The sequence below is a fragment of the Streptomyces actinomycinicus genome, from assembly GCF_016741775.1.
In the GTDB taxonomy this organism is placed as follows: Bacteria; Actinomycetota; Actinomycetes; order Streptomycetales; family Streptomycetaceae; genus Streptomyces; species Streptomyces actinomycinicus.
Genome location: NZ_JAERRK010000006.1, coordinates 240,834 through 260,151, shown reverse-complemented (window position 1 = coordinate 260,151; position 19,318 = coordinate 240,834). Strand labels below are relative to the sequence as shown.

Genomic DNA, 19,318 nt, shown 5'->3' with positions numbered 1-19,318 from the left:
CCTCAGGCCAGCTGCTGCACGGCCGCGGTGGCGAAGCCGTGGTCCTGGTCCGGCGCGCCGCCGCCGACGCCGATGGCGCCGATCAGCCGGCCGTCCCGGTGGACCGGAACCCCGCCCGCGATGAACAGCAGGGGACGGTCGAGGGCCGTGGGCAGCGTGTGGAAGAGCCCGCCGGGCTGGACGGCGTCGACGAGGCCGGCGGTGGGCGAGTTCAGCTGGAGCGCCGTGTAAGCCTTGCGGGTGCTGGTCTCTCCGGAGATCAGCACGGCCCTGTCGTCCCGGCGGAAGGCGAGCAGGTTGCCGCCCGCGTCCAGGACGGTGACGCTGACGGTGACTCCGGCGTCCTCGGCCGCTCGGCGGGCCGTGGTGATGAGCAGCTCGGCGTCCTCGATCGTGAGCGGGGCGACGGCGGTGGTGCTCATGGAGGTGTCTCCTTGGATGGTGCTGTGGTGGGTGCTTGTGCCGTACCGGGAGTGCGTCCCGGGTACGGACGTCTATGAGGTGGGGGAGGTGGGCCGTCCATGGTGCGGCCGGCTCAGTGGTGGACTGGTGTCCGCTGCTCGGCGGGGGTCCCGGCGGCCACCACGGAGCTGTGTGCGCCGTCGCGGCGCTCCAGCGCGGCCGAGAGAACGGCGAGGGCCAGGGCGGCAGCGGCGAGGGCGGCGCCGACCCAGTTGGGAGCCGTGTAGCCGAAGCCGGCCGCGATCACCAGGCCGCCGAGCCAGGCGGCCAGGGCGTTGCCCAGGTTGAAGGCGCCGATGTTCACGGCAGATGCGAGCGTCGGGGCGCCGTGCGCCTGGTCGAGGACGCGCTTCTGGAGCGGCGGCACGGTGGCGAAGCCGAGGGCACCGATCAGAGCGATGGTGACCGCAGCAGCGATCTTGTTGTGGGCGGTGAGCGTGAAGAGTGCCAGGACGACGGCCAGCGCGCCGAGGGAGACGTACAGCATCGGCATCAGCGCGCGGTCGGCGAACTTGCCGCCGACGAGGTTGCCGCCGACCATGCCGAGGCCGAACAGGACCAGCAGCCAGGTGACCGAGCCGTCGGCGAAGCCGGCGATGTGGGTCATCATCGGCGCGATGTAGGTGATGGCCGCGAACACCCCGCCGAAGCCGAGGACGGTCATCGCCATCGCGAGCAGGACCTGCGCGTTCTTGAAGGCGGCCAGCTCGTGCCGCAGGTGCACGCCCTCCGGCCGGGGTAGTTCGGGGACGAGCTTGGCGATGCCGACGAGGCCGACGACACCGAGGCCGGCGACGATGCCGAAGGTGACGCGCCAGCCGACACTCTGCCCGATGAGCGTGCCCAGGGGAACGCCCACGACGTTGGCGACGGTGAGGCCGGTGAACATCATGGCGATGGCGCCGGCCTTCTTGTCGGGGGCGACCAGCTCGGCCGCGACGACCGAGCCGATGCCGAAGAAGGCACCGTGGGCGAGCGACGCGATCACTCGTCCGATCAGCATGACCGCGAACGCCGGGGCCACGGCGGAGAGCAGGTTGCCGGCGATGAAGAAGACCATCAGCAGCATCAGCATCCGCTTGCGCGGGACCTTGGTGCCGAGGACGGTCATCAGCGGGGCACCGATGACCACGCCGAGCGCGTAGCCCGTCACGAGCAGGCCCGCAGTGGGGATCGACACCCCGAAGTCGCCGGCGACCTGGGGCAGCAAGCCCATGATCACGAACTCGGTCGTCCCGATTCCGAAGGCCCCGATCGCGAGGGCCAGAAGCGCGAGAGGCATGTGGGGGTACACCTTTCCCAGATGATTGCAGGAGCGCTTTGCGTGCGTTCACAATAGTTGCAGACGCGGGATACTTGCAAGCGCCGACTATTGCGGCCGTGCTCTACCCTGGTGGTGCAGCCGCTCCGGGATGGAGGAGAACGCCAATGACAGCGACGGATCCCGCGCTCACCGCCCTCGCCCAGGGCTGGTGCGCCCTCTCTGCGCTGCACGGGAGGATCGAGGCGCACATCGAGCGCGCCCTACAGGCCGAGCACGACCTGAGCGTGCGCGAGTACTCGCTGCTCGACGTGCTCAGCCGACAGCACGACGGTGAGGGCGGGCATCTGCAGATGAAGCAGGTCGCCGACGCGGTCGTGCTCAGCCAGAGCGCCACGACCCGTCTGGTGACCCGGCTCGAGGACCGCGGCCTGCTCGAGCGCTACCTGTGCCCCACCGACCGCCGCGGCATCTACACCAACGTCACCCCGGCCGGCCTGCGGCTGCTGGAGGAGGCGCGGCCCACCAATGACGCCGCGCTGCGCCAGGCCCTGGACGAGGCGTCCAGGCACACCGAGCTGGCCCCCCTGGTGCGGGCCGTGGAGTCCCTGAACGTGCCCGCATAGGGTGCACTTATGGGAGATCTTGAAATACGGAACGCGTTCGCCGACGACCTTCCGGCGATCGTCGGAATGCTCGCCGACGATCTACTGGGCGCCCAGCGCGAGTCCCCCGATGACCTGACGCCGTACCTGGCCGCTCTGGAACGCCTCGCCGCCGACCCGAACCAGCACGTCGTCGTCGCCGTGCGCGAAGGCCGGGTGATCGGGACCCTCCAGCTCACGATCGTCCCCGGACTCTCCCACCAGGGCGCCACCCGCGCTCTCATCGAGGCGGTGCGTATCCACGCCGACGAGCGGGGCAGTGGACTGGGCAGCCGGCTGATCGAGTGGGCGATCGACACCTCCCGACGCCTGGACTGCCGGATGGTGCAGCTGACGTCCGACAAGTCACGCACCGACGCCCATCGCTTCTACGAACGGCTGGGCTTCACCGCCTCGCACGAGGGCTTCAAGCTGCGCCTCTGATCCCGATCCGGGGACTTCGGCAGGCGCCCGCTGATCCCGACCGGGGACTTCGACAGCCGCCGGACCGAACAGGGGTGTGTTTCACGTGAAACACACCCCTGGCATCCAGAGCTAGCCGATGCCCCGCCACCCCTCCGGGTCCACTCCGCCGGGCACCGGCGCCTCGGTGTCGTACGGCTGCCGGGTGAACACGAACGAACCGAGGTCCAGGTGGCTCAGGGACCCGTCGGGACGCCGCACGGGCCGCAGCAGCTCGCCGGCGTAATACCCCTCGAGGCCGGTCCAGGTGCCGTCGCCGTTTACGCGGAAGCGAGCCCGGCGGCCTCCCCCGGCCAGCGGCGCCAGGGCGAGGAGGCCGTCGGCGGCCGCCCTCACCCCGAAGGCATGGGTGCCCCAGTACCACTGACCGGCCAGCTCCAGCACCGCCGGATCGACCTCACGCAGAGGCCGCCACGGCTCGGGGATCCGTGGTTCCGCCTCCGCGACGATCCGGACGAGGTCCGCACCCACCGCGCCCAGCAGGGGGCCGCTGGTGCAGTTGGCGAGCACCACCGCGGCCACGTCGTCCTCCACGCTGAGCGTGAGATTCGCCAGAAAGCCCGGCAGCGATCCGGAGTGCCCGACGAGCAGCCGGCCGTCACGGCGCTGAATCTGCAGGCCTAGTCCGTAGGTGGCCCCGTCCATCACGTCCGCGGCCTCGGCGGGGGCTGCCGGGGTACGCATCTCCCGCACCGATTCAGCACTGAGGACACGGTCGTCTCCGCGGGCCAGGAACGCGGCGAAGCGAGCCAGGTCGGCGGTGGTCGACCAGAGCTGGCCGGCCGGAGCCATTCTGCCCAGATCCTCGAGCGGCTCGGGCAGCAGTGCGTCGGCCCAGGGATGCACGGCCCAGCCGCCGGCGTGTGGAGCCTGTGGCTGGGCGCTCGTACGGTGCAGGCCCAGCGGCTCCAGGATCTCGTTGCGCAGCACCTCCTCCCAGGGCGCCCCGCGCAGCTCTTCCACCAGGGCACCGAGCACCGTGTATCCGGGGTTGGAGTAGTGGTGGCGCCGGCCCACGGGATGCAGCAAGGGCTGCTCCCCGAGTACATCGCTCAGCTCGGGCCGCAGGGACCCGGGCGTCCGTTCCCACCACGGCGCCGGCGATTCGGCCGCCAACCCGGCGGTGTGCGCGAGGAGTTCCGCGATCGTCGCCTCCCCCGCGCCGGTGCCCGGCAGATGCTTCTCCAGCGGATCACCGAGGTCGAGCAGGCCCTCGTCCCGCAGCCGCATCACCAGTACCGCGGTGAAGGTCTTGGTGAGGGATCCGATCCGGTACTGCACGGTCTCGTCCGGTCCGTGTCCGTCCACCGAGGTCCGCGCCCCGTGCCATACGGCCCGTCCGTCCCGCACGACGGCGGCGACCAGTGACGGCGCCCGCCCTTCGGCCTGCGCGACGGCGATCCGGTGCAGCAGGGCACGTCGGGTCCCGGGGAGCAGCGCTTCCTGAGTTGTCATAGGGCCAGTTCACCGGTTGCGTCGGCGGGCGTCGAATCCGTTTCCCGGGCAAGGGCGCTCACGCCCGGCGGATCAGGTCTGGGCCATGTCCACGAAACGGGAGTAGTGGCCCTGGAAGGCGACCGTGATGGTGGCCGTCGGACCGTTTCGGTGCTTGGCGACGATCAGGTCGGCCTCGCCCGCGCGCGGGGACTCCTTCTCGTACGCGTCCTCGCGGTGCAGCAGGATGACCATGTCGGCGTCCTGCTCGATGGAGCCGGACTCACGCAGGTCGGAGACCATCGGCTTCTTGTCGGTGCGCTGTTCGGGGCCACGGTTGAGCTGGGAGAGCGCGATGACCGGGATCTCCAGCTCCTTGGCGAGCAGCTTGAGGTTCCGGGACATGTCCGAGACCTCCTGCTGACGGCTCTCGGCGCGCTTGGAGCCGCCGGACTGCATCAGCTGGAGGTAGTCGATGACTACCAGCTTCAGGTCGTTGCGCTGTTTGAGGCGCCGGCATTTGGCGCGGATCTCCATCATCGACAGGTTCGGGGAGTCGTCGATGTAGAGCGGTGCGGCCGAGACGTCCGGCATACGGCGGGCGAGGCGGGTCCAGTCCTCGTCGGTCATGGTGCCGGACCGCATGTGGTGCAGGGCGACCCGGGCCTCCGCGGACAGCAGACGCATCGCGATCTCGTTGCGGCCCATTTCGAGCGAGAAGATCACGCTCGGAAGGTTGTTCTTGATGGAGGCAGCCCGCGCGAAGTCCAGGGCCAGGGTGGACTTACCCATGGCGGGACGGGCCGCGATGACGATCATCTGCCCGGGGTGCAGGCCGTTCGTCAGCGAGTCGAAGTCGGTGAACCCGGTGGGCACACCCGTCATCTCGCCGCTGCGCGAGCCGATCGCCTCGATCTCGTCGAGCGCGCCTTCCATGATGTCGCCGAGCGGGAGGTAGTCCTCGCTGGTGCGCTGCTCGGTGACGGCGTAGATCTCGGCCTGGGCACTGTTGACGATCTCGTCCACGTCACCGTCGGCCGCGTATCCCATCTGCGTGATGCGCGTACCGGCCTCGACCAGGCGGCGCAGGACGGCCCGCTCGTGGACGATCTCCGCGTAGTACTCGGCGTTGGCCGCCGTCGGCACGGTCTGGACGAGGGTGTGCAGGTACGCGGCGCCACCGACCTTGTTGATCTCGCCGCGCTTGGTGAGTTCGGCGGCGATGGTGATCGGGTCGGCCGGCTCGCCCTTGGCGTAGACGTCCAGGATGGCCTGGTAGATCGTCTCGTGCGCGGGCTTGTAGAAGTCGTGGCCCTTGAGGATCTCGACGACGTCGGCGATGGCGTCCTTGGACAGCAGCATGCCGCCCAGCACGGACTGCTCGGCGTCCAGGTCCTGGGGCGGAACCCGCTCGAAGGAGGAACCCCCGCTGTCCCAGCCGCTGTTGTCCCGGCCCCGGTCGTGCTGTTCGTCACGACCCCGGCCGCCGTCGCTGCGCCGACGGGAGGCGGGCAGACGATCACTGGGTCCGGCGTCGGCCCACGGATCGTCCAAGGGCTCGGAAATGCTCACCGAGCCACCTCCTCCCGTCCGCACGGCGGACCTCGCCGTGCCCTCTTTTGTACGGCACGACACTGACAAATAAGAGGCCCAACTCCGGTTCTGGCGCGTCGGATTTGTGACGGTTCCCGGGGCCGGACGGAGAGCGTTCCCCGGGCCGGAGAAAGGAGCGGGCGCCGGACAACGGTAGGCCTCTCGGCACCGTCAGCCAATCTGGTTATCCACAGGCCATGTGGACGACCACCCCGATACTGTGGAGAACTCGGCGAAACCTGTGCACGACCCGGTGGACAGCCCTGTGAACAAGCCCTCGATCTCACCCACAGGAAGCTCCTGACCTGCACCTTTGCCATCCACCGGCTGTGCAGAAGAAAAACTTCCCCACTCGGGCCAAGTTCGCCTCGAACGGCGCCCGAAAGGACACGACCGAAGTCAGGGGGTAAGGACCAGTAGCCGCTTGCATCTCTTACCTGTGGACGATTAGATTGATGCTCATGACACAGGCTCCCGCGATACCCGAGGCCCGCCGGCGGCAGCACGATCGAGACATCATCGCGCTCGCCGTCCCGGCCTTCGGCGCACTCGTCGCCGAGCCCCTGTTCGTCATGGCAGACAGTGCGATCGTCGGCCATCTCGGGACCGCTCAGCTAGCCGGTCTCGGCGTCGCCTCCGCACTGCTCACCACCGCGGTGAGCGTTTTCGTCTTCCTCGCCTACGCCACCACGGCCGCCGTTGCCCGCCGCGTCGGCGCCGGCGATCTCCCGGCGGCTATCCGCCAGGGCATGGACGGAATCTGGCTGGCGCTGCTGCTCGGTGTTGCGGTCATCGCCGTCGTCCTGCCCCTGGCCCCCGGCATCGTGGACCTCTTCGGTGCCTCCGCGACCGCTGCACCCTACGCCACGACGTATCTGCGTATCTCCGCCCTCGGCATCCCGGCCATGCTCATCGTCCTGGCCGCGACCGGTGTTCTGCGCGGACTGCAGAACACCCGGACCCCGCTCTACGTCGCCGTCGCCGGCTTCGTCGCGAACGCCGGGCTGAACGCCGGACTGGTCTACGGTGCCGGGCTCGGCATCGCCGGTTCGGCCTGGGGCACGGTCATCGCCCAGTGCGGGATGGCAGCGGTCTACCTCACCGTCGTCGTACGCAGGGCTCGCCGGTACGGCGCTTCCCTCCGACCCGACGCCGCCGGCATCCGGGCCTCGGCACAGGCAGGCGTTCCCCTCCTGGTCCGCACCCTGTCCCTGCGCGCGATCCTCATGATGGCCACGGCGGTGGCGGCCCGTCTCGGAGACACCGACATCGCCGCGCACCAAATCATCCTGTCCCTGTGGAGCCTGCTGGCCTTCGCGCTCGACGCGATAGCGATCGCAGGACAGGCCATCATCGGCCGCTACCTCGGCGCAGGGGACACCGAGGGCGCGCGGGCGGCATGCCGCCGCATGATCCAGTGGGGCATCGCGACGGGTATCGTCCTCGGTCTGCTCGTCGTGGCCGGCCGACCGCTCTTCCTGCCACTGTTCACCGGAGACTCCGTGGTCAAGGACACCGCGCTGCCGGCTCTGCTGCTCGTCGCGCTCTCCCAGCCGATCTGCGGAATCGTCTTCGTGCTGGACGGAGTCCTGATGGGGGCGGGCGACGGACCGTACCTGGCCTGGGCCATGGTCATCACCCTCGCCGTCTTCGCCCCGGCGGCCCTGCTCGTCCCCGTACTCGGCGGCGGTCTCACCGCGCTCTGGGGTGCGATGACGCTGATGATGACCGTCCGCATGCTGACCCTGTGGCTGCGCTCCCGATCGGGCCACTGGATCGTGACGGGCGCGACCCGCTGACCGGGTTCACGTGAAACGCGGCAGGCTGTCGTGTTTCACGTGAAACCGGCTGCGTCGCCCCTCCGCCCAACACGGGAGTCGCCCCACCAACCAGCACGGGAAAGGGGCCGCACCCTTCATGGGTACGGCCCCTTTCACCGGCTCAAGCGAGCACAGCGATCACGCGGCGATCAGGCCGAGACGACCTCGATGTTGACCTTGGCGGCAACCTCGGGGTGCAGACGCACGGACGTCTCGTGGGCGCCCAGGGTCTTGATCGGCGCGCCCAGCTCGATGCGGCGCTTGTCGACCTCGGGGCCACCGGAAGCCTTGATCGCGGAAGCGATGTCGGCCGGGGTGACGGAACCGAAGAGACGGCCGGAGTCGCCGGAGCGGACGGCCAGGCGGACCTTCACGCCCTCGAGCTGGGCCTTGATCTGGTTGGCCTGCTCGATGGTCTGGATCTCGTGGATCTTGCGAGCACGACGGATCTGCTCGACGTCCTTCTCGCCACCCTTGGTCCAGCGGATCGCGAAGTTCCGCGGGATGAGGTAGTTGCGAGCGTAACCGTCCTTGACGTCGACGACGTCGCCAGCGGCACCGAGGCCAGAGACCTCGTGGGTGAGGATGATCTTCATGTGTCGGTCACCCTTCCCTTAGCGCGCGGTGGACGTGTAGGGCAGCAGCGCCATCTCACGGCTGTTCTTGACGGCCGTGGCGACGTCACGCTGGTGCTGCGTGCAGTTGCCGGTCACGCGGCGGGCACGGATCTTGCCGCGGTCGGAAATGAACTTCCGCAGCATGTTCGTGTCCTTGTAGTCCACGTACGTGACCTTGTCCTTGCAGAAAGCGCAGACCTTCTTCTTCGGCTTGCGCACAGGCGGCTTCGCCATGGTGTTTCTCCTGTGTGATCAAGAAGTTGGGGTACGACCCGCCTTCGGCCCGAAGGCTTAGAAGGGGGGCTCGTCCGAGTAGCCGCCGCCGCTGCCGCCGGAGCCTCCGCCCCAGCCGCCGCCACCCTGCTGGCCGCCGCCGGCGGGAGCGCCGGTCGCCCAGGGGTCGTCGGCCGGAGCGCCGCCACCCTGCTGGCCGCCACCGGGGCCTCCGCCCCAGCCGCCGCCACCCTGCTGGCCGCCACCGCCGCCGTAACCACCCTGGCCACCGCGAGCGCCACCGGCGGTCTTGGTGACCTTGGCGGTGGCGTTGCGCAGGCTGGGGCCGACTTCCTCGACGTCCAGCTCGTAGACCGTGCGCTTGACGCCCTCACGGTCCTCGTAGGACCGCTGCTTCAGCCGGCCCTGCACGATGACGCGCATGCCTCGCTGGAGCGACTCGGCGACGTTCTCCGCCGCCTGCCGCCAGACCGAGCAGGTCAGGAAGAGGCTCTCGCCGTCCTTCCACTCGTTCGTCTGGCGGTCGAAGGTACGGGGAGTGGACGCGACACGGAACTTCGCGACCGCCGCACCGGAAGGGGTGAAGCGCAGCTCGGGGTCGTCGACAAGATTGCCGATGACCGTGATGACGGTCTCGCCTGCCATGGGGGAACCTCTCGGCGGGTTTGCTGCTGGCTGCTTGCTGCTGCTACTCGGGTCCCGAGATCAGCTGAGCGGGAGAGCTCAGTGGGTCTCGGGGCGGAGGACCTTGGTCCGGAGGACCGACTCGTTCAGGTTCATCTGGCGGTCGAGCTCCTTGACGACCGCAGGCTCGGCCTGCAGGTCGATGACCGAGTAGATGCCCTCGGGCTTCTTCTTGATCTCGTAGGCGAGACGACGACGGCCCCAGGTGTCGACCTTCTCAACCTTGCCGCCGCCGTCGCGGACGACGGTCATGAAGTTCTCGATCAGCGGGGAGACAGCGCGCTCCTCGAGATCGGGGTCGAGGATGACCATCACTTCGTAGTGACGCATGTGGAACCCACCTCCTTTGGACTCAGCGGCCACGGTCGTTCCGTGGCAGGAGGGTCGTGATGCGTACGCAACGGTATCGGCCGCCACTGACAATCGAGGGCCCCGCGGGGGAGCCGGCAGTGCGGCTGCGGTGTGAGCCGCCAGGCCGTGGGCAGACACCGGTGCAGACGGTACAGAGTACCCGCACACCGCTTCCGGTTGAAATCCGGCCGCGGAGGCGGCCAATCTGTACACATCGGGTGTGTACGGCGCTACGATGCGCCGCCTTCCGCTGGAGGTGCCCATGGCACAGGCATTGCGACCCAACACCGCCGGTTCCCTCTTCGCCACGGACGGCAGGTCCCATCCGCTTCAGGACGCCCTGATGGCGGTGACGTTCGCCCTGGGGCTGCTGTCGTTCATCACGTCCTTCTTCCACAGCCTCCACCTGCTTACCTCGTGGGCGGGGCTGGTGGCACTGGGCACCGGCATCTACGGGCAATGGATCTCGGAGACCACGAGGGAACGGTTCTTCCTGATCCTGGGTCTCGGTGCGGCAGGCGTCGGTTTCATGATCGGCATGGCCCACGGCGGACTGTTCGGCGGGATCATCGGCTGACCCGCGCGGGTTAACGCCCGTACGCCCGGTCGGGGCGCTCGCAAGGCGCAGTAGGCTTCGGCGCGAGAGCCGGAGCCCCTGTACCCATGGGGACACACCAGCCCGAGGAGCGCCCCGACATGAGCCTGACCCTGAGGACCATCAGCCGCGAGCAACATCTGGCCTACATCCAGAGCCTGCCGTCGGCGAGCCACATGCAGGTCCCGGCCTGGGCCGATGTGAAGGCGGAATGGCGCTCGGAGAGCCTCGGCTGGTTCGACGAGCGCACCGGCCACCTGGTCGGCGCGGGCCTGGTCCTGTACCGCCAGCTGCCCAAGATCAAGCGCTATCTGGCGTACCTGCCCGAGGGCCCGGTCATCAACTGGTACGCGCCGAACCTGGACGACTGGCTCCAGCCGATGCTGGCGCACCTGAAGCAGCAGGGTGCCTTCTCCGTGAAGATGGGCCCGCCGGTGATCATCCGCCGCTGGAACGCGGACACCATCAAGAAGGGCATCCAGGACCCGGACGTCAAGCGTCTGCGCGACCTGGAGGCCGACTTCATCGAGCCGCGTGCCTTCGAGGTGGCCGACAAGCTGCGCCGCATGGGCTGGCAGCAGGGTGAGGACGGCGGCGCCGGTTTCGGCGACGTGCAGCCGCGCTACGTCTACCAGGTGCCGTTGGCGAACCGTTCCCTGGAAGAGGTCCACAAGAACTTCAACCAGCTGTGGCGCCGCAACATCAAGAAGGCCGAGAAGGCCGGCGTCGAGGTCGTCCAGGGCGGCTACCAGGACCTGGCCGAGTGGCAGCGGCTGTACGAGATCACAGCCGTCCGTGACCACTTCAGGCCGCGCCCGCTGTCGTACTTCCAGCGCATGTGGACGGCCCTCAACACCGAGGACCCCAACCGCATGCGGCTGTACTTCGCCCGGCACAACGGCGTGAACCTGTCCGCGGCGACCATGCTGATCGTCGGCGGGCACGTCTGGTACTCCTACGGCGCCTCCGACAACATCGGCCGCGAGGTCCGGCCGTCGAACGCGATGCAGTGGCGGATGCTGCGCGACGCCTACGCGATGGGCGCCACCGTCTACGACCTGCGCGGCATCTCCGACTCGCTGGACGAGACCGACCACCTCTTCGGCCTGATCCAGTTCAAGGTCGGCACCGGCGGTCAGGCCGCCGAGTACCTCGGCGAGTGGGACTTCCCGCTGAACAAGCTGCTCCACAAGGCGCTCGACATCTACATGTCGCGACGCTGAGCCGCGCGGGCGTTTGATTCCATAGCCTTCACAGCTCTCCCCTCTCTGATACACCGCAGCCACGAGAAAGGTCCCGGGTCCGGCCATGGCGCTCACGCTCTACGTCGACACCGCGCGCTGGCGGGCGCACCACAAGCACGTGCAGGAGCAGTTCCCGGGACTCGTCCCGGTCTGCAAGGGCAACGGCTACGGCTTCGGACACGAACGGCTGGCGGAGGAGGCCACGCGGCTCGGCGCGGACCTGCTCGCCGTCGGCACCACGTACGAGGCCGCGCGCATCAAGGACTGGTTCGGCGGTGACCTGCTGGTGCTGACGCCCTACCGGCGCGGCGAGGAGCCCGTCCCGCTGCCCGACCGGGTCATCCGCTCGGTGTCGTCGATCGACGGCGTGTACGGCCTCGTGGGCGCCCGCGTCGTCATCGAGGTGATGTCCTCGATGAAGCGGCACGGCATCAGCGAGCACGACCTGCCGCAGCTCCACCAGGCCATAGAGAACGTCCGGCTGGAGGGCTTCGCCATCCACCTGCCGCTGGACCGCACCGACGGCTCGGACGCCGTCGAGGAGGTCATCGGCTGGATGGACCGGCTGCGCGCGGCCCGGCTGCCGCTGCACACGATGTTCGTCAGCCACCTCAAGGCGGACGAGCTGATCCGGCTCCAGCAGCAGTTCCCGCAGACCCGGTTCCGCGCCCGCATCGGCACGCGGCTGTGGCTGGGGGACCACGAGGCCACCGAGTACCGCGGAGCCGTCCTGGACGTCACGCGTGTGGCGAAGGGCGACCGGTTCGGCTACCGGCAGCAGAAGGCGGCCTCGGACGGCTTCCTGGTCGTCGTGGCGGGCGGTACGTCGCACGGGGTGGGTCTGGAGGCCCCGAAGGCCCTGCACGGCGTCATGCCGCGCGCCAAGGGCGTCGCACGCGCCGGGCTCGCCACGGTCAACCGGAACCTTTCTCCGTTCGTCTGGGACGGCAAGCAGCGCTGGTTCGCCGAGCCGCCGCACATGCAGGTGTCGATCCTGTTCGTGCCGTCGGACGCCGCGGAGCCGAAGGTCGGCGACGAACTCGTGGCCCATCTGCGGCACACCACCACCCAGTTCGACCGGATCGTGGACCGCTGACACCTGAAGCACCACGAAAGGCCGTACCCGGGCGCCCCGGGTACGGCCTTTCGCGTGCACGGCCGGGGTGACACCGACCGGCCGGCAGCGCTGTTCGCTCAGAGCGAACGGTCGTCGTGGGAGAGCGTCTCGGTCCGGCCCCAGTCCACCTGTGGCCCGTCGAAACGGGCTGCGTGCCGCGGCGGGTAGGCCGCTGCTCCGAGCACGAAGGCGTCCGGGGCGCCGTCCAGCACCCCGCCCGAGGGATCGTCGTCACCGGACCGGCGCACCACGTCCCGCTCCGGCATGAGGATGTCCCGTACGACGACGGCGCACAGGTACAGCGTGCCCAGCAGGTGCACCGCGATCGCCCATTGGTAGCCCTGCGTCGGCAGACCCTTGTGGGCGTCACCACTGGTCGTGTAGGCGAGGTACATCCAGATGCCCAGGAAGTACGCCACCTCGCACGCCTGCCAGATCAGGAAGTCCCGCCACTTGGGCCGGGCGAGGACCGCCAGCGGCACCAGCCACAGGACGTACTGCGGGGAGTAGACCTTGTTGGTGAGGATGAAGACCGCCACCATCAGGAAGGCCAGCTGGGCGAAGCGCGGACGGCGCGGGGCCGTGAACGCCAGCGCGGCGATACCGAGGAAGCCCAGCACCACCAGCACCATGGCCGCGTTGTTGACGAAGTCGGTGGTGGGCGGGTGGCTGGAGTTCTGCGCCCAGATCAGCCAGAAGGACCCGAAGTCGACACCCCGCTCCTTGCTGAAGGTGTAGAACTTCGCCCAGCCCTCCCGGATGTGGAAACCCGTCGCGTCGTGCGTGAGCATGATGGGCAGGTTCACCAGGAGCCACGCGCCCGTCGCACCGACCACGGCCTGGAAGAACTCCCGCCACTTGCCGGCCCGCCAGCACAGCACCAGCAGCGGGCCGAGCAGTACGACGGGATAGAGCTTGGCGGCCGTGGCGAGTCCCAGCAGCACGCCGAAGGCGAGGGCCCGGCCCCGCGACCACATCAGCATCGCGGCGGCCGTCAGCGCCACCGCCAGCAGGTCCCAGTTGATGGTCGCGGTCAGCGCGAAGGCGGGCGCCAGGGCGACCAGGAGGCCGTCCCAGGGGCGTCGACGATGGGTACGGGCCACGCAGACGGCGATGACGGCGGCGCACACCATCAGCAGTCCTGCGTTGACGAACCAGTACCACTGCTCCTGGTGCTGGATGCTGCCGCTGTGCGGGGTCAGCCAGGAGGCCACCTCCATGAACACACCGGTGAGAACCGGGTACTCGAGGTACTCCATGTCGCCCGGGAGCTTGTCGAAGTACGGCACGAGATGGTCGGCGAACCCACGGCCCTGGTAGAGGTGCGGGATGTCCGAGTAGCAGGCGTGCGTGTACTGGCTGCTCGCGCCGAAGAACCAGGCGCCGTCGTAGCAAGGCGCCTTCTGGACCAGGCCGAGGGCGAACATGCCGATCGCCACGAGCGCCACGATCCGTACGGGCGTCCACCAGGACGTTCCGAGCAGGGCACGGCGCCCCAGGGGACCGCCGATCAGTTCGCTTCCGGCGGCGGCGATCCCGTCCTCCCTGGTGGGATGCACCGGTTCCGCCGTGGCGGCCCGCGCAGGCTCGGGCTCGTGCATGCTCGCGGGCGTCATCTCTGCACTGGGCATGAGGCACATCCTGCCGTACCTGTCTTGGAAAACGCCGAGGGCCGCCGCACCTCATGGGTGCGGCGGCCCGATGTTTCACGTGAAACACCCCTGGCGGGCCATACGGCGGCCAACCGGGCGGATCACCGGCTAACCGTCCTGACCTCCGAAAATGCCACCGTTGCCGTTGCCGTTGCCATTGCCTCTGGTGGTGCCGGTTCCGGTGGTCTCCGTACCCGTGCCCGTGGGCGTCGGTGTCGTGCCTCCGTCCGTGCCGCCCGTGTCCAGGCCTCCGGTGTCGGTGCCACCGTTGCCGTTGCCGTTGCAGTTGTTGCCCCAGCCGAAGTCACAGGACTGGCTCGGCGAGGGAGACGGCGTGGTCTCCGTCGCGCTGGGCGTCGGGCTCGGCGTGTTGCTGGGCTTCTGGCTCGGCGTGATCGTGACGCTCGGCGTCGGAGACGGGGCACCCGCCTGGTCCTGGACCGTGCCGATCTCGGTGGCGTCCGGGAAGCCGAGGTCGTTCTGACCCTTGAGCGCATCCTTCATGTACTCGGTCCACACCTGCGTCGGGATGTCACCACCGTGGATGGAGTCGACGCCCGCCGTGCCGTTCATGGACAGCAGCTTGTGGTCCTTGGGGTTCTCACGGAACATCGCCACCGAGGTCGACAGCTGCTTGGTGTAGCCGACGAACCACGCCGACTTGTTCGCGTCGGTGGTACCGGTCTTGCCCGCCGCCGTACGGCCGAGGGCCTTGGCGTTCTTGCCCGTGCCGTTCTGGATGACGTTCTCGAGGACGTCCGTCACGTTGTTGGCGATGTCCGCGTCCATCGCCTGCTTCGGCGCGGGCTTCGGCTTGACGAAGCTGGGCGCGTCCACACCGTTGGCCTTGACAGCGGTCACGGAGTACGGGTCCGCCTGCTTCCCGGAGGCGGCGAAGGTCGCGTAGGCGTCGGCCATGCGGATCGCGCTGGGCGTGGACGTACCGATGGCGAAGGACGGGTTGAGGTTCTGCGACATGCTCTGGTCGAGGATGCCGGCGGACTTGGCGACGTCCCGGACGTGAGTCATCCCCACGTCGACACCGAGCTGCACGAAGGGTGTGTTGATGGACTGCTCCATCGCCTTGCGCAGCGTGATGTAGCCCCAGCGGTGATCACTCTCGTTGTTCTGGAAGAAGGGCGTGTTGTCCTTGTTGAGGTAGTACGACCCGTCCGGCTTGTAGACCTTGAGGTGGTCGTTGCCGTTGTACTTGCTCAGCGGCGAGACACCCTCGCCCTCTGACTTGTACGTGCCGTACTCCATGGCGGCGGCGAGGACGAAGGGCTTCCAGGTCGAACCGACGGGGACACCGGAAGTGTCCGCGTTGTTCGTGAAGTGCCCGTTCTCGTAGCCGTCACCACCGTAGAGGGCGACGATCGCCCCGTCAGCGGGCTTCACCGAGGCGGCACCGAACTGGACATATTTGTCCAGGTTGCGATGCTTCGGGTCCAGGCGTTCCTTCTGGACGTTCTTCACAGCCTTGGCCAGCGCGTTGACCTTGTCCTTCTTGAACGTCGTGTAGATCTGGTAGCCGCCCCGGTCGAACTGCGCCTCGGTGATGTCGGAGTGGGCGAGGACGTACTTCTTCGCCGTGTCGGCCAGGTAGCTGATCTGGCCGTTCATGCCCTTGGTCGCCTTGCGGCCGTCGGGTTCGGGGTACGCCTTGATGGCTTTCTGGTAGTCCGCGTCGGAGAGGTGCTTGTCCTTGTGCATCTCGCCGAGGATCCAGGCCCAGCGCTCCTGGGAACGCTTCTTGTTGGCCGCAGGGGTCGCGGTCCTGTCGAGGTCCTGGTTGCCCGCCGGGTCGTAGTACGTCGGGCCCTTGAGCAGTGCGGCGAGGACGGCACACTCGCTCGGCTTCAGGTCGACCGCGTTCTTGCCGTAGTAGGTCTGCGCCGCCGCCTGGATGCCGTAGGCGCCCCGGCCGAAGTACGAGGTGTTCAGGTAGCCCTGCAGGATGTCGTCCTTCTCGAGCTTCGCGCCCACCTTTATGGAGATGAACATCTCCTTGAACTTGCGGGTGACCGACTGCTCCTGGCTCAGGTACGTGTTCTTCACGTACTGCTGGGTGATCGTCGAGCCACCCTGCGTCTGGCCGCCCCGCGCCATGTTGGCCAGGGCGCGCGCGATGCCCATGGGGTCGACGCCCGAGTCGTCGTAGAACGACTTGTTCTCGGCGGAGATCACCGCGAACCGCATCGCCTCGGGAATCTGGTCGATGCTGACGTTCTGCCGGTTGACGCCGGTGCCCGTGGCCACCATCTGGGAGCCGTCGGCCCAGTAGTAGACGTTGTTCTGGGACTTGGCCGCGTCGTTCTCGTTGGGGATCGAGACCATCGCGAAGCCGACCCCGGCGATCGCCACCAGGCTGCCGAAGAAGCCGATGAACAGCCCGCTCACCAGCTTCCAGGACGGCACCCAGCGCCGCCAGCCGGCCCTGCCCGCCCTGGGGTAGTCGATGAAGCGCTTCTTGCCGGGTGCCGTGGCCGCGCGGCCCTTGCCGCGTCCGGGGCCGGTCGGCCCGCCGGGGCCACCGCGCCGGCCACCCGGGGCCGTGTTCTCGGCCGCTCTGCGGCGGCCTCCTCTCTGCGCCGCCCGGCGGGCCTCGGCACGGCTGCCGTAGGGGCGCTCTTCACTCCCCGAGTCGTGAGACTCCGACCCATAGGAACTGGACCCATAGGAGTCGGCAGGAGACCCGGTGGCGCCTCGCGGTGCCGCACGGCGGCCGGAGGACGAGCCGGACTGGCCGCGTCGGGCCGCGGCACGTCCGCCTCCCTGCGGCGGCGGCGGTTTGCGACGGTGCTCGCTCATCGAACGATTACTCCTCGGGCAGGCGCACCCGTGCGCGCCTGGAACGGCGGCTGGTTTCCGGTCCCCCCGAAGTACGGATGTGGTCGGTTTTGCATTCACCCGTACTGCACCGGGGACGATGACGCTCCCCGGGCGCCACTTGGTTCCCGGTGGTGTGCATGCCGCACAGACTACGCACCGCCAAAACCTGCCGAGTCCTGAAGTTCACCCCAAATCAGGCAACTTGCCTCCAACGAATCGGTGATGTGATCCCGTTCACCGCCGTCCCCCTTGTCGCGTGCGGTCGGCCGTTCTATCGTCGTGATGTATCGAGTCGATACATCAGCGCGAGATAAAGAAGCTGACAGGCACTGCGTGACCTGCGGGACCGCCCTGCAGGACCGAGAGGAGGCGACGATGAGCCGGCGTTCCGGCATCCTCGAGTTCGCCGTACTCGGCCTGCTGCGGGAATCCCCGATGCACGGCTATGAGCTGCGCAAGCGGCTCAACACCTCACTGGGTGTTTTCCGAGCGTTCAGCTACGGCACGCTGTACCCCTGCCTCAAGACGCTGGTCGCCAACGGCTGGCTGATCGAGGAGAGCGCAAGCGGCCACGAGGACGCACTCGCCGCTCCGCTCGCCGGCCGCCGCGCCAAGATCGTTTACCGGCTGACGGCGGAAGGCAAGGAGCACTTCGAGGAGCTGCTCTCGCAGACCGGCCCCGACGCGTACGAGGACGAGCACTTCGCCGCACGGTTCGCCTTCTTCGGGCAGACCTCCCGCGATGTGCGCATGCGCGTGCTGGAGGGCCGGCGCAGCCGCCTGGAGGAGCGCCTGGAGAAGATGCGCGCCTCGCTGGCACGCACCCGGGAGCGCCTCGACGACTACACGCTTGAGCTGCAGCGCCACGGCATGGAGTCCGTGGAGCGCGAAGTGCGCTGGCTGAACGAGCTCATCGAGAGCGAGCGGGCCGGGCGGGACCTGAAGGGTTCCGCGTCCGGGGGGCCCGCTCAGCAGGACACCACCACTGGATCGACGGGCGGCCTGCCCCGTACCGGGGACACCCCTCGGACGGATACGCCCGACGACACCGCCACGTGAGACCCACTCAGGGCCTCACTCGTACACACAGGGAGCAACCGGAATGGGTTCGGTTCGCGTAGCCATCGTCGGCGTGGGCAACTGCGCGGCGTCGCTGGTGCAGGGAGTCGAGTACTACAAGGACGCCGACCCGGCGTCCAAGGTCCCCGGCCTCATGCACGTGCAGTTCGGTGACTACCACGTGCGCGACGTCGAGTTCGTCGCCGCGTTCGACGTCGACGCCAAGAAGGTCGGCCTCGACCTCGCGGACGCGATCGGCGCCTCCGAGAACAACACCATCAAGATCTGCGACGTGCCCTCCACCGGTGTGACGGTCCAGCGCGGCCACACCCTCGACGGCCTCGGCAAGTACTACCGCCAGACCATCGAGGAGTCCGCCGAGGAGCCGGTCGACGTCGTCCAGGTCCTCAAGGACAAGCAGGTCGACGTTCTGGTCTGCTACCTGCCCGTCGGCTCCGAGGACGCGGCGAAGTTCTACGCCCAGTGCGCCATCGACGCCAAGGTCGCCTTCGTCAACGCCCTCCCGGTCTTCATCGCCGGCACCAAGGAGTGGGCGGACAAGTTCACCGAGGCCGGTGTGCCGATCGTCGGTGACGACATCAAGTCCCAGGTGGGCGCCACCATCACCCACCGCGTCATGGCGAAGCTGTTCGAGGACCGCGGTGTCATCCTCGACCGCACGATGCAGCTGAACGTCGGCGGCAACATGGACTTCAAGAACATGCTCGAGCGCGAGCGCCTGGAGTCCAAGAAGATCTCCAAGACGCAGGCCGTCACCTCCCAGATCCCCGACCGGGACCTCGGTGAGAAGAACGTCCACATCGGCCCGTCCGACTACGTCGCCTGGCTGGACGACCGCAAGTGGGCCTACGTCCGCCTCGAGGGCCGCGCCTTCGGCGACGTCCCGCTGAACCTGGAGTACAAGCTCGAGGTCTGGGACTCCCCGAACTCCGCGGGTGTCATCATCGACGCCCTGCGCGCCGCGAAGATCGCCAAGGACCGCGGTATCGGCGGCCCGATCCTGTCCGCGTCGTCGTACTTCATGAAGTCCCCGCCGGTCCAGTACTTCGACGACGTGGCCCGCGAGAACGTCGAGAAGTTCATCAAGGGCGAGGTCGAGCGCTGACGCGCCCCCGCAACGGCACGCCGAGGCGGGCCGAGCGCCCGAAGCGCATGAGAACGCTCCTGCCAGGGCTGTGAAGGTCCCCGGGTCACCTGACCCGGGGACCTTCCGCA

The 19,318-nt window shown here is 68.5% G+C and carries 18 protein-coding genes; 8 read left to right on the top strand and 10 right to left on the bottom strand.

From position 1 onward, the window contains the following. Window positions 1-2: 2 nt before the first annotated feature. Both JK359_RS15040 and JK359_RS15035 read right to left on the bottom strand, forming a co-directional pair. Complete coding sequence (locus JK359_RS15040; protein WP_201835787.1) at window positions 3-422, bottom strand: GlcG/HbpS family heme-binding protein; 420 nt, start codon at window positions 420-422, stop codon at window positions 3-5. Window positions 423-535: 113 nt separating this feature from the next. Next, the gene (locus JK359_RS15035; RefSeq protein WP_201835785.1) at window positions 536-1,744 is read right to left on the bottom strand and encodes an MFS transporter; all 1,209 of its coding nucleotides are present in this window, start codon (window positions 1,742-1,744) and stop codon (window positions 536-538) included. 146 nt (window positions 1,745-1,890) lie between these two features. On the opposite strand from JK359_RS15035, the gene JK359_RS15030 reads away from it, so the two are divergent. Both JK359_RS15030 and JK359_RS15025 read left to right on the top strand, forming a co-directional pair. Beyond that, window positions 1,891-2,349, top strand: coding sequence for a MarR family winged helix-turn-helix transcriptional regulator (locus tag JK359_RS15030; RefSeq protein ID WP_201835783.1), 459 nt, complete (start codon window positions 1,891-1,893; stop codon window positions 2,347-2,349). Between the two features lie 9 nt (window positions 2,350-2,358). Beyond that, on the top strand, window positions 2,359-2,811 hold the full coding sequence (locus JK359_RS15025) for a GNAT family N-acetyltransferase (RefSeq protein ID WP_201835781.1): 453 nt from the start codon (window positions 2,359-2,361) through the stop codon (window positions 2,809-2,811). Between the two features lie 111 nt (window positions 2,812-2,922). On the opposite strand, the gene JK359_RS15020 is transcribed toward JK359_RS15025, so the two are convergent. Both JK359_RS15020 and dnaB read right to left on the bottom strand, forming a co-directional pair. Next, on the bottom strand, window positions 2,923-4,305 hold the full coding sequence (locus tag JK359_RS15020; RefSeq protein WP_201835779.1) for a serine hydrolase domain-containing protein: 1,383 nt from the start codon (window positions 4,303-4,305) through the stop codon (window positions 2,923-2,925). 72 nt (window positions 4,306-4,377) lie between these two features. After that, the gene (dnaB, locus tag JK359_RS15015) at window positions 4,378-5,856 is read right to left on the bottom strand and encodes a replicative DNA helicase (protein WP_201835777.1); all 1,479 of its coding nucleotides are present in this window, start codon (window positions 5,854-5,856) and stop codon (window positions 4,378-4,380) included. Window positions 5,857-6,338: 482 nt separating this feature from the next. Between dnaB and JK359_RS15010 the strand changes: the two genes are divergently transcribed. Beyond that, entirely contained in the window at window positions 6,339-7,676 is a 1,338-nt protein-coding gene (locus tag JK359_RS15010) for an MATE family efflux transporter (protein ID WP_201835775.1), read from the top strand. Window positions 7,677-7,846: 170 nt separating this feature from the next. Here the strand turns inward: JK359_RS15010 and rplI are convergent, their stop codons facing one another. The 4 genes from rplI to rpsF form a co-directional block, all read right to left on the bottom strand. Further along, window positions 7,847-8,293 (bottom strand): 50S ribosomal protein L9, encoded by a 447-nt coding sequence (rplI, locus tag JK359_RS15005; RefSeq protein WP_201835773.1) that lies wholly within the window; start codon window positions 8,291-8,293, stop codon window positions 7,847-7,849. 18 nt (window positions 8,294-8,311) lie between these two features. Next, window positions 8,312-8,548 (bottom strand): 30S ribosomal protein S18, encoded by a 237-nt coding sequence (rpsR, locus tag JK359_RS15000; RefSeq protein ID WP_003949403.1) that lies wholly within the window; start codon window positions 8,546-8,548, stop codon window positions 8,312-8,314. Window positions 8,549-8,605: 57 nt separating this feature from the next. Continuing rightward, on the bottom strand, window positions 8,606-9,193 hold the full coding sequence (locus tag JK359_RS14995) for a single-stranded DNA-binding protein (RefSeq protein WP_201835771.1): 588 nt from the start codon (window positions 9,191-9,193) through the stop codon (window positions 8,606-8,608). A gap of 78 nt (window positions 9,194-9,271) precedes the next feature. Beyond that, on the bottom strand, window positions 9,272-9,562 hold the full coding sequence (gene rpsF / locus JK359_RS14990) for a 30S ribosomal protein S6 (protein ID WP_161295261.1): 291 nt from the start codon (window positions 9,560-9,562) through the stop codon (window positions 9,272-9,274). Window positions 9,563-9,845: 283 nt separating this feature from the next. Between rpsF and JK359_RS14985 the strand changes: the two genes are divergently transcribed. The 3 genes from JK359_RS14985 to JK359_RS14975 all read left to right on the top strand — a co-directional run bounded on the left by JK359_RS14985 (window position 9,846) and on the right by JK359_RS14975 (window position 12,518). Continuing rightward, on the top strand, window positions 9,846-10,160 hold the full coding sequence (locus tag JK359_RS14985) for a hypothetical protein (protein ID WP_201835770.1): 315 nt from the start codon (window positions 9,846-9,848) through the stop codon (window positions 10,158-10,160). A 119-nt stretch (window positions 10,161-10,279) separates the two neighbouring features. After that, window positions 10,280-11,401: a lipid II:glycine glycyltransferase FemX gene (locus JK359_RS14980; RefSeq protein ID WP_201835768.1), complete on the top strand. Its 1,122-nt coding sequence runs from the start codon at window positions 10,280-10,282 to the stop codon at window positions 11,399-11,401. Between the two features lie 85 nt (window positions 11,402-11,486). After that, a complete protein-coding gene (locus JK359_RS14975; RefSeq protein ID WP_201835765.1) occupies window positions 11,487-12,518 on the top strand; it encodes an alanine racemase in 1,032 nt (343 codons plus the stop codon). Window positions 12,519-12,616: 98 nt separating this feature from the next. Here the strand turns inward: JK359_RS14975 and JK359_RS14970 are convergent, their stop codons facing one another. Both JK359_RS14970 and JK359_RS14965 read right to left on the bottom strand, forming a co-directional pair. Then, entirely contained in the window at window positions 12,617-14,170 is a 1,554-nt protein-coding gene (locus JK359_RS14970; protein WP_201835763.1) for a glycosyltransferase family 87 protein, read from the bottom strand. A gap of 129 nt (window positions 14,171-14,299) precedes the next feature. Further along, window positions 14,300-17,002 (bottom strand): transglycosylase domain-containing protein, encoded by a 2,703-nt coding sequence (locus JK359_RS14965; protein ID WP_236677844.1) that lies wholly within the window; start codon window positions 17,000-17,002, stop codon window positions 14,300-14,302. 396 nt (window positions 17,003-17,398) lie between these two features. On the opposite strand from JK359_RS14965, the gene JK359_RS14960 reads away from it, so the two are divergent. Both JK359_RS14960 and JK359_RS14955 read left to right on the top strand, forming a co-directional pair. After that, the gene (locus JK359_RS14960; protein WP_201835761.1) at window positions 17,399-18,082 is read left to right on the top strand and encodes a PadR family transcriptional regulator; all 684 of its coding nucleotides are present in this window, start codon (window positions 17,399-17,401) and stop codon (window positions 18,080-18,082) included. 43 nt (window positions 18,083-18,125) lie between these two features. Further along, window positions 18,126-19,208, top strand: coding sequence for an inositol-3-phosphate synthase (locus JK359_RS14955; protein ID WP_201835759.1), 1,083 nt, complete (start codon window positions 18,126-18,128; stop codon window positions 19,206-19,208). The last annotated feature ends 110 nt before the right edge of the window (window positions 19,209-19,318 follow it).

What these genes read in the sequence shown, in the direction of transcription:
- rpsR (WP_003949403.1), bottom strand. Translation starts at nt 8,548, where the DNA reads ATGGCGAAGCCGCCTGTGCGCAAGCCGAAGAAGAAGGTCTGCGCTTTC.
- JK359_RS14955 (WP_201835759.1), top strand. Translation starts at nt 18,126, where the DNA reads ATGGGTTCGGTTCGCGTAGCCATCGTCGGCGTGGGCAACTGCGCGGCG.
- rpsF (WP_161295261.1), bottom strand. Translation starts at nt 9,562, where the DNA reads ATGCGTCACTACGAAGTGATGGTCATCCTCGACCCCGATCTCGAGGAG.
- JK359_RS15025 (WP_201835781.1), top strand. Translation starts at nt 2,359, where the DNA reads ATGGGAGATCTTGAAATACGGAACGCGTTCGCCGACGACCTTCCGGCG.
- JK359_RS15030 (WP_201835783.1), top strand. Translation starts at nt 1,891, where the DNA reads ATGACAGCGACGGATCCCGCGCTCACCGCCCTCGCCCAGGGCTGGTGC.
- JK359_RS15040 (WP_201835787.1), bottom strand. Translation starts at nt 422, where the DNA reads ATGAGCACCACCGCCGTCGCCCCGCTCACGATCGAGGACGCCGAGCTG.
- JK359_RS14995 (WP_201835771.1), bottom strand. Translation starts at nt 9,193, where the DNA reads ATGGCAGGCGAGACCGTCATCACGGTCATCGGCAATCTTGTCGACGAC.
- rplI (WP_201835773.1), bottom strand. Translation starts at nt 8,293, where the DNA reads ATGAAGATCATCCTCACCCACGAGGTCTCTGGCCTCGGTGCCGCTGGC.
- JK359_RS14985 (WP_201835770.1), top strand. Translation starts at nt 9,846, where the DNA reads ATGGCACAGGCATTGCGACCCAACACCGCCGGTTCCCTCTTCGCCACG.
- JK359_RS15035 (WP_201835785.1), bottom strand. Translation starts at nt 1,744, where the DNA reads ATGCCTCTCGCGCTTCTGGCCCTCGCGATCGGGGCCTTCGGAATCGGG.
- JK359_RS15020 (WP_201835779.1), bottom strand. Translation starts at nt 4,305, where the DNA reads ATGACAACTCAGGAAGCGCTGCTCCCCGGGACCCGACGTGCCCTGCTG.
- JK359_RS14975 (WP_201835765.1), top strand. Translation starts at nt 11,487, where the DNA reads ATGGCGCTCACGCTCTACGTCGACACCGCGCGCTGGCGGGCGCACCAC.
- JK359_RS14970 (WP_201835763.1), bottom strand. Translation starts at nt 14,170, where the DNA reads ATGCCCAGTGCAGAGATGACGCCCGCGAGCATGCACGAGCCCGAGCCT.
- JK359_RS14965 (WP_236677844.1), bottom strand. Translation starts at nt 17,002, where the DNA reads ATGAGCGAGCACCGTCGCAAACCGCCGCCGCCGCAGGGAGGCGGACGT.
- JK359_RS15010 (WP_201835775.1), top strand. Translation starts at nt 6,339, where the DNA reads ATGACACAGGCTCCCGCGATACCCGAGGCCCGCCGGCGGCAGCACGAT.
- JK359_RS14960 (WP_201835761.1), top strand. Translation starts at nt 17,399, where the DNA reads ATGAGCCGGCGTTCCGGCATCCTCGAGTTCGCCGTACTCGGCCTGCTG.
- JK359_RS14980 (WP_201835768.1), top strand. Translation starts at nt 10,280, where the DNA reads ATGAGCCTGACCCTGAGGACCATCAGCCGCGAGCAACATCTGGCCTAC.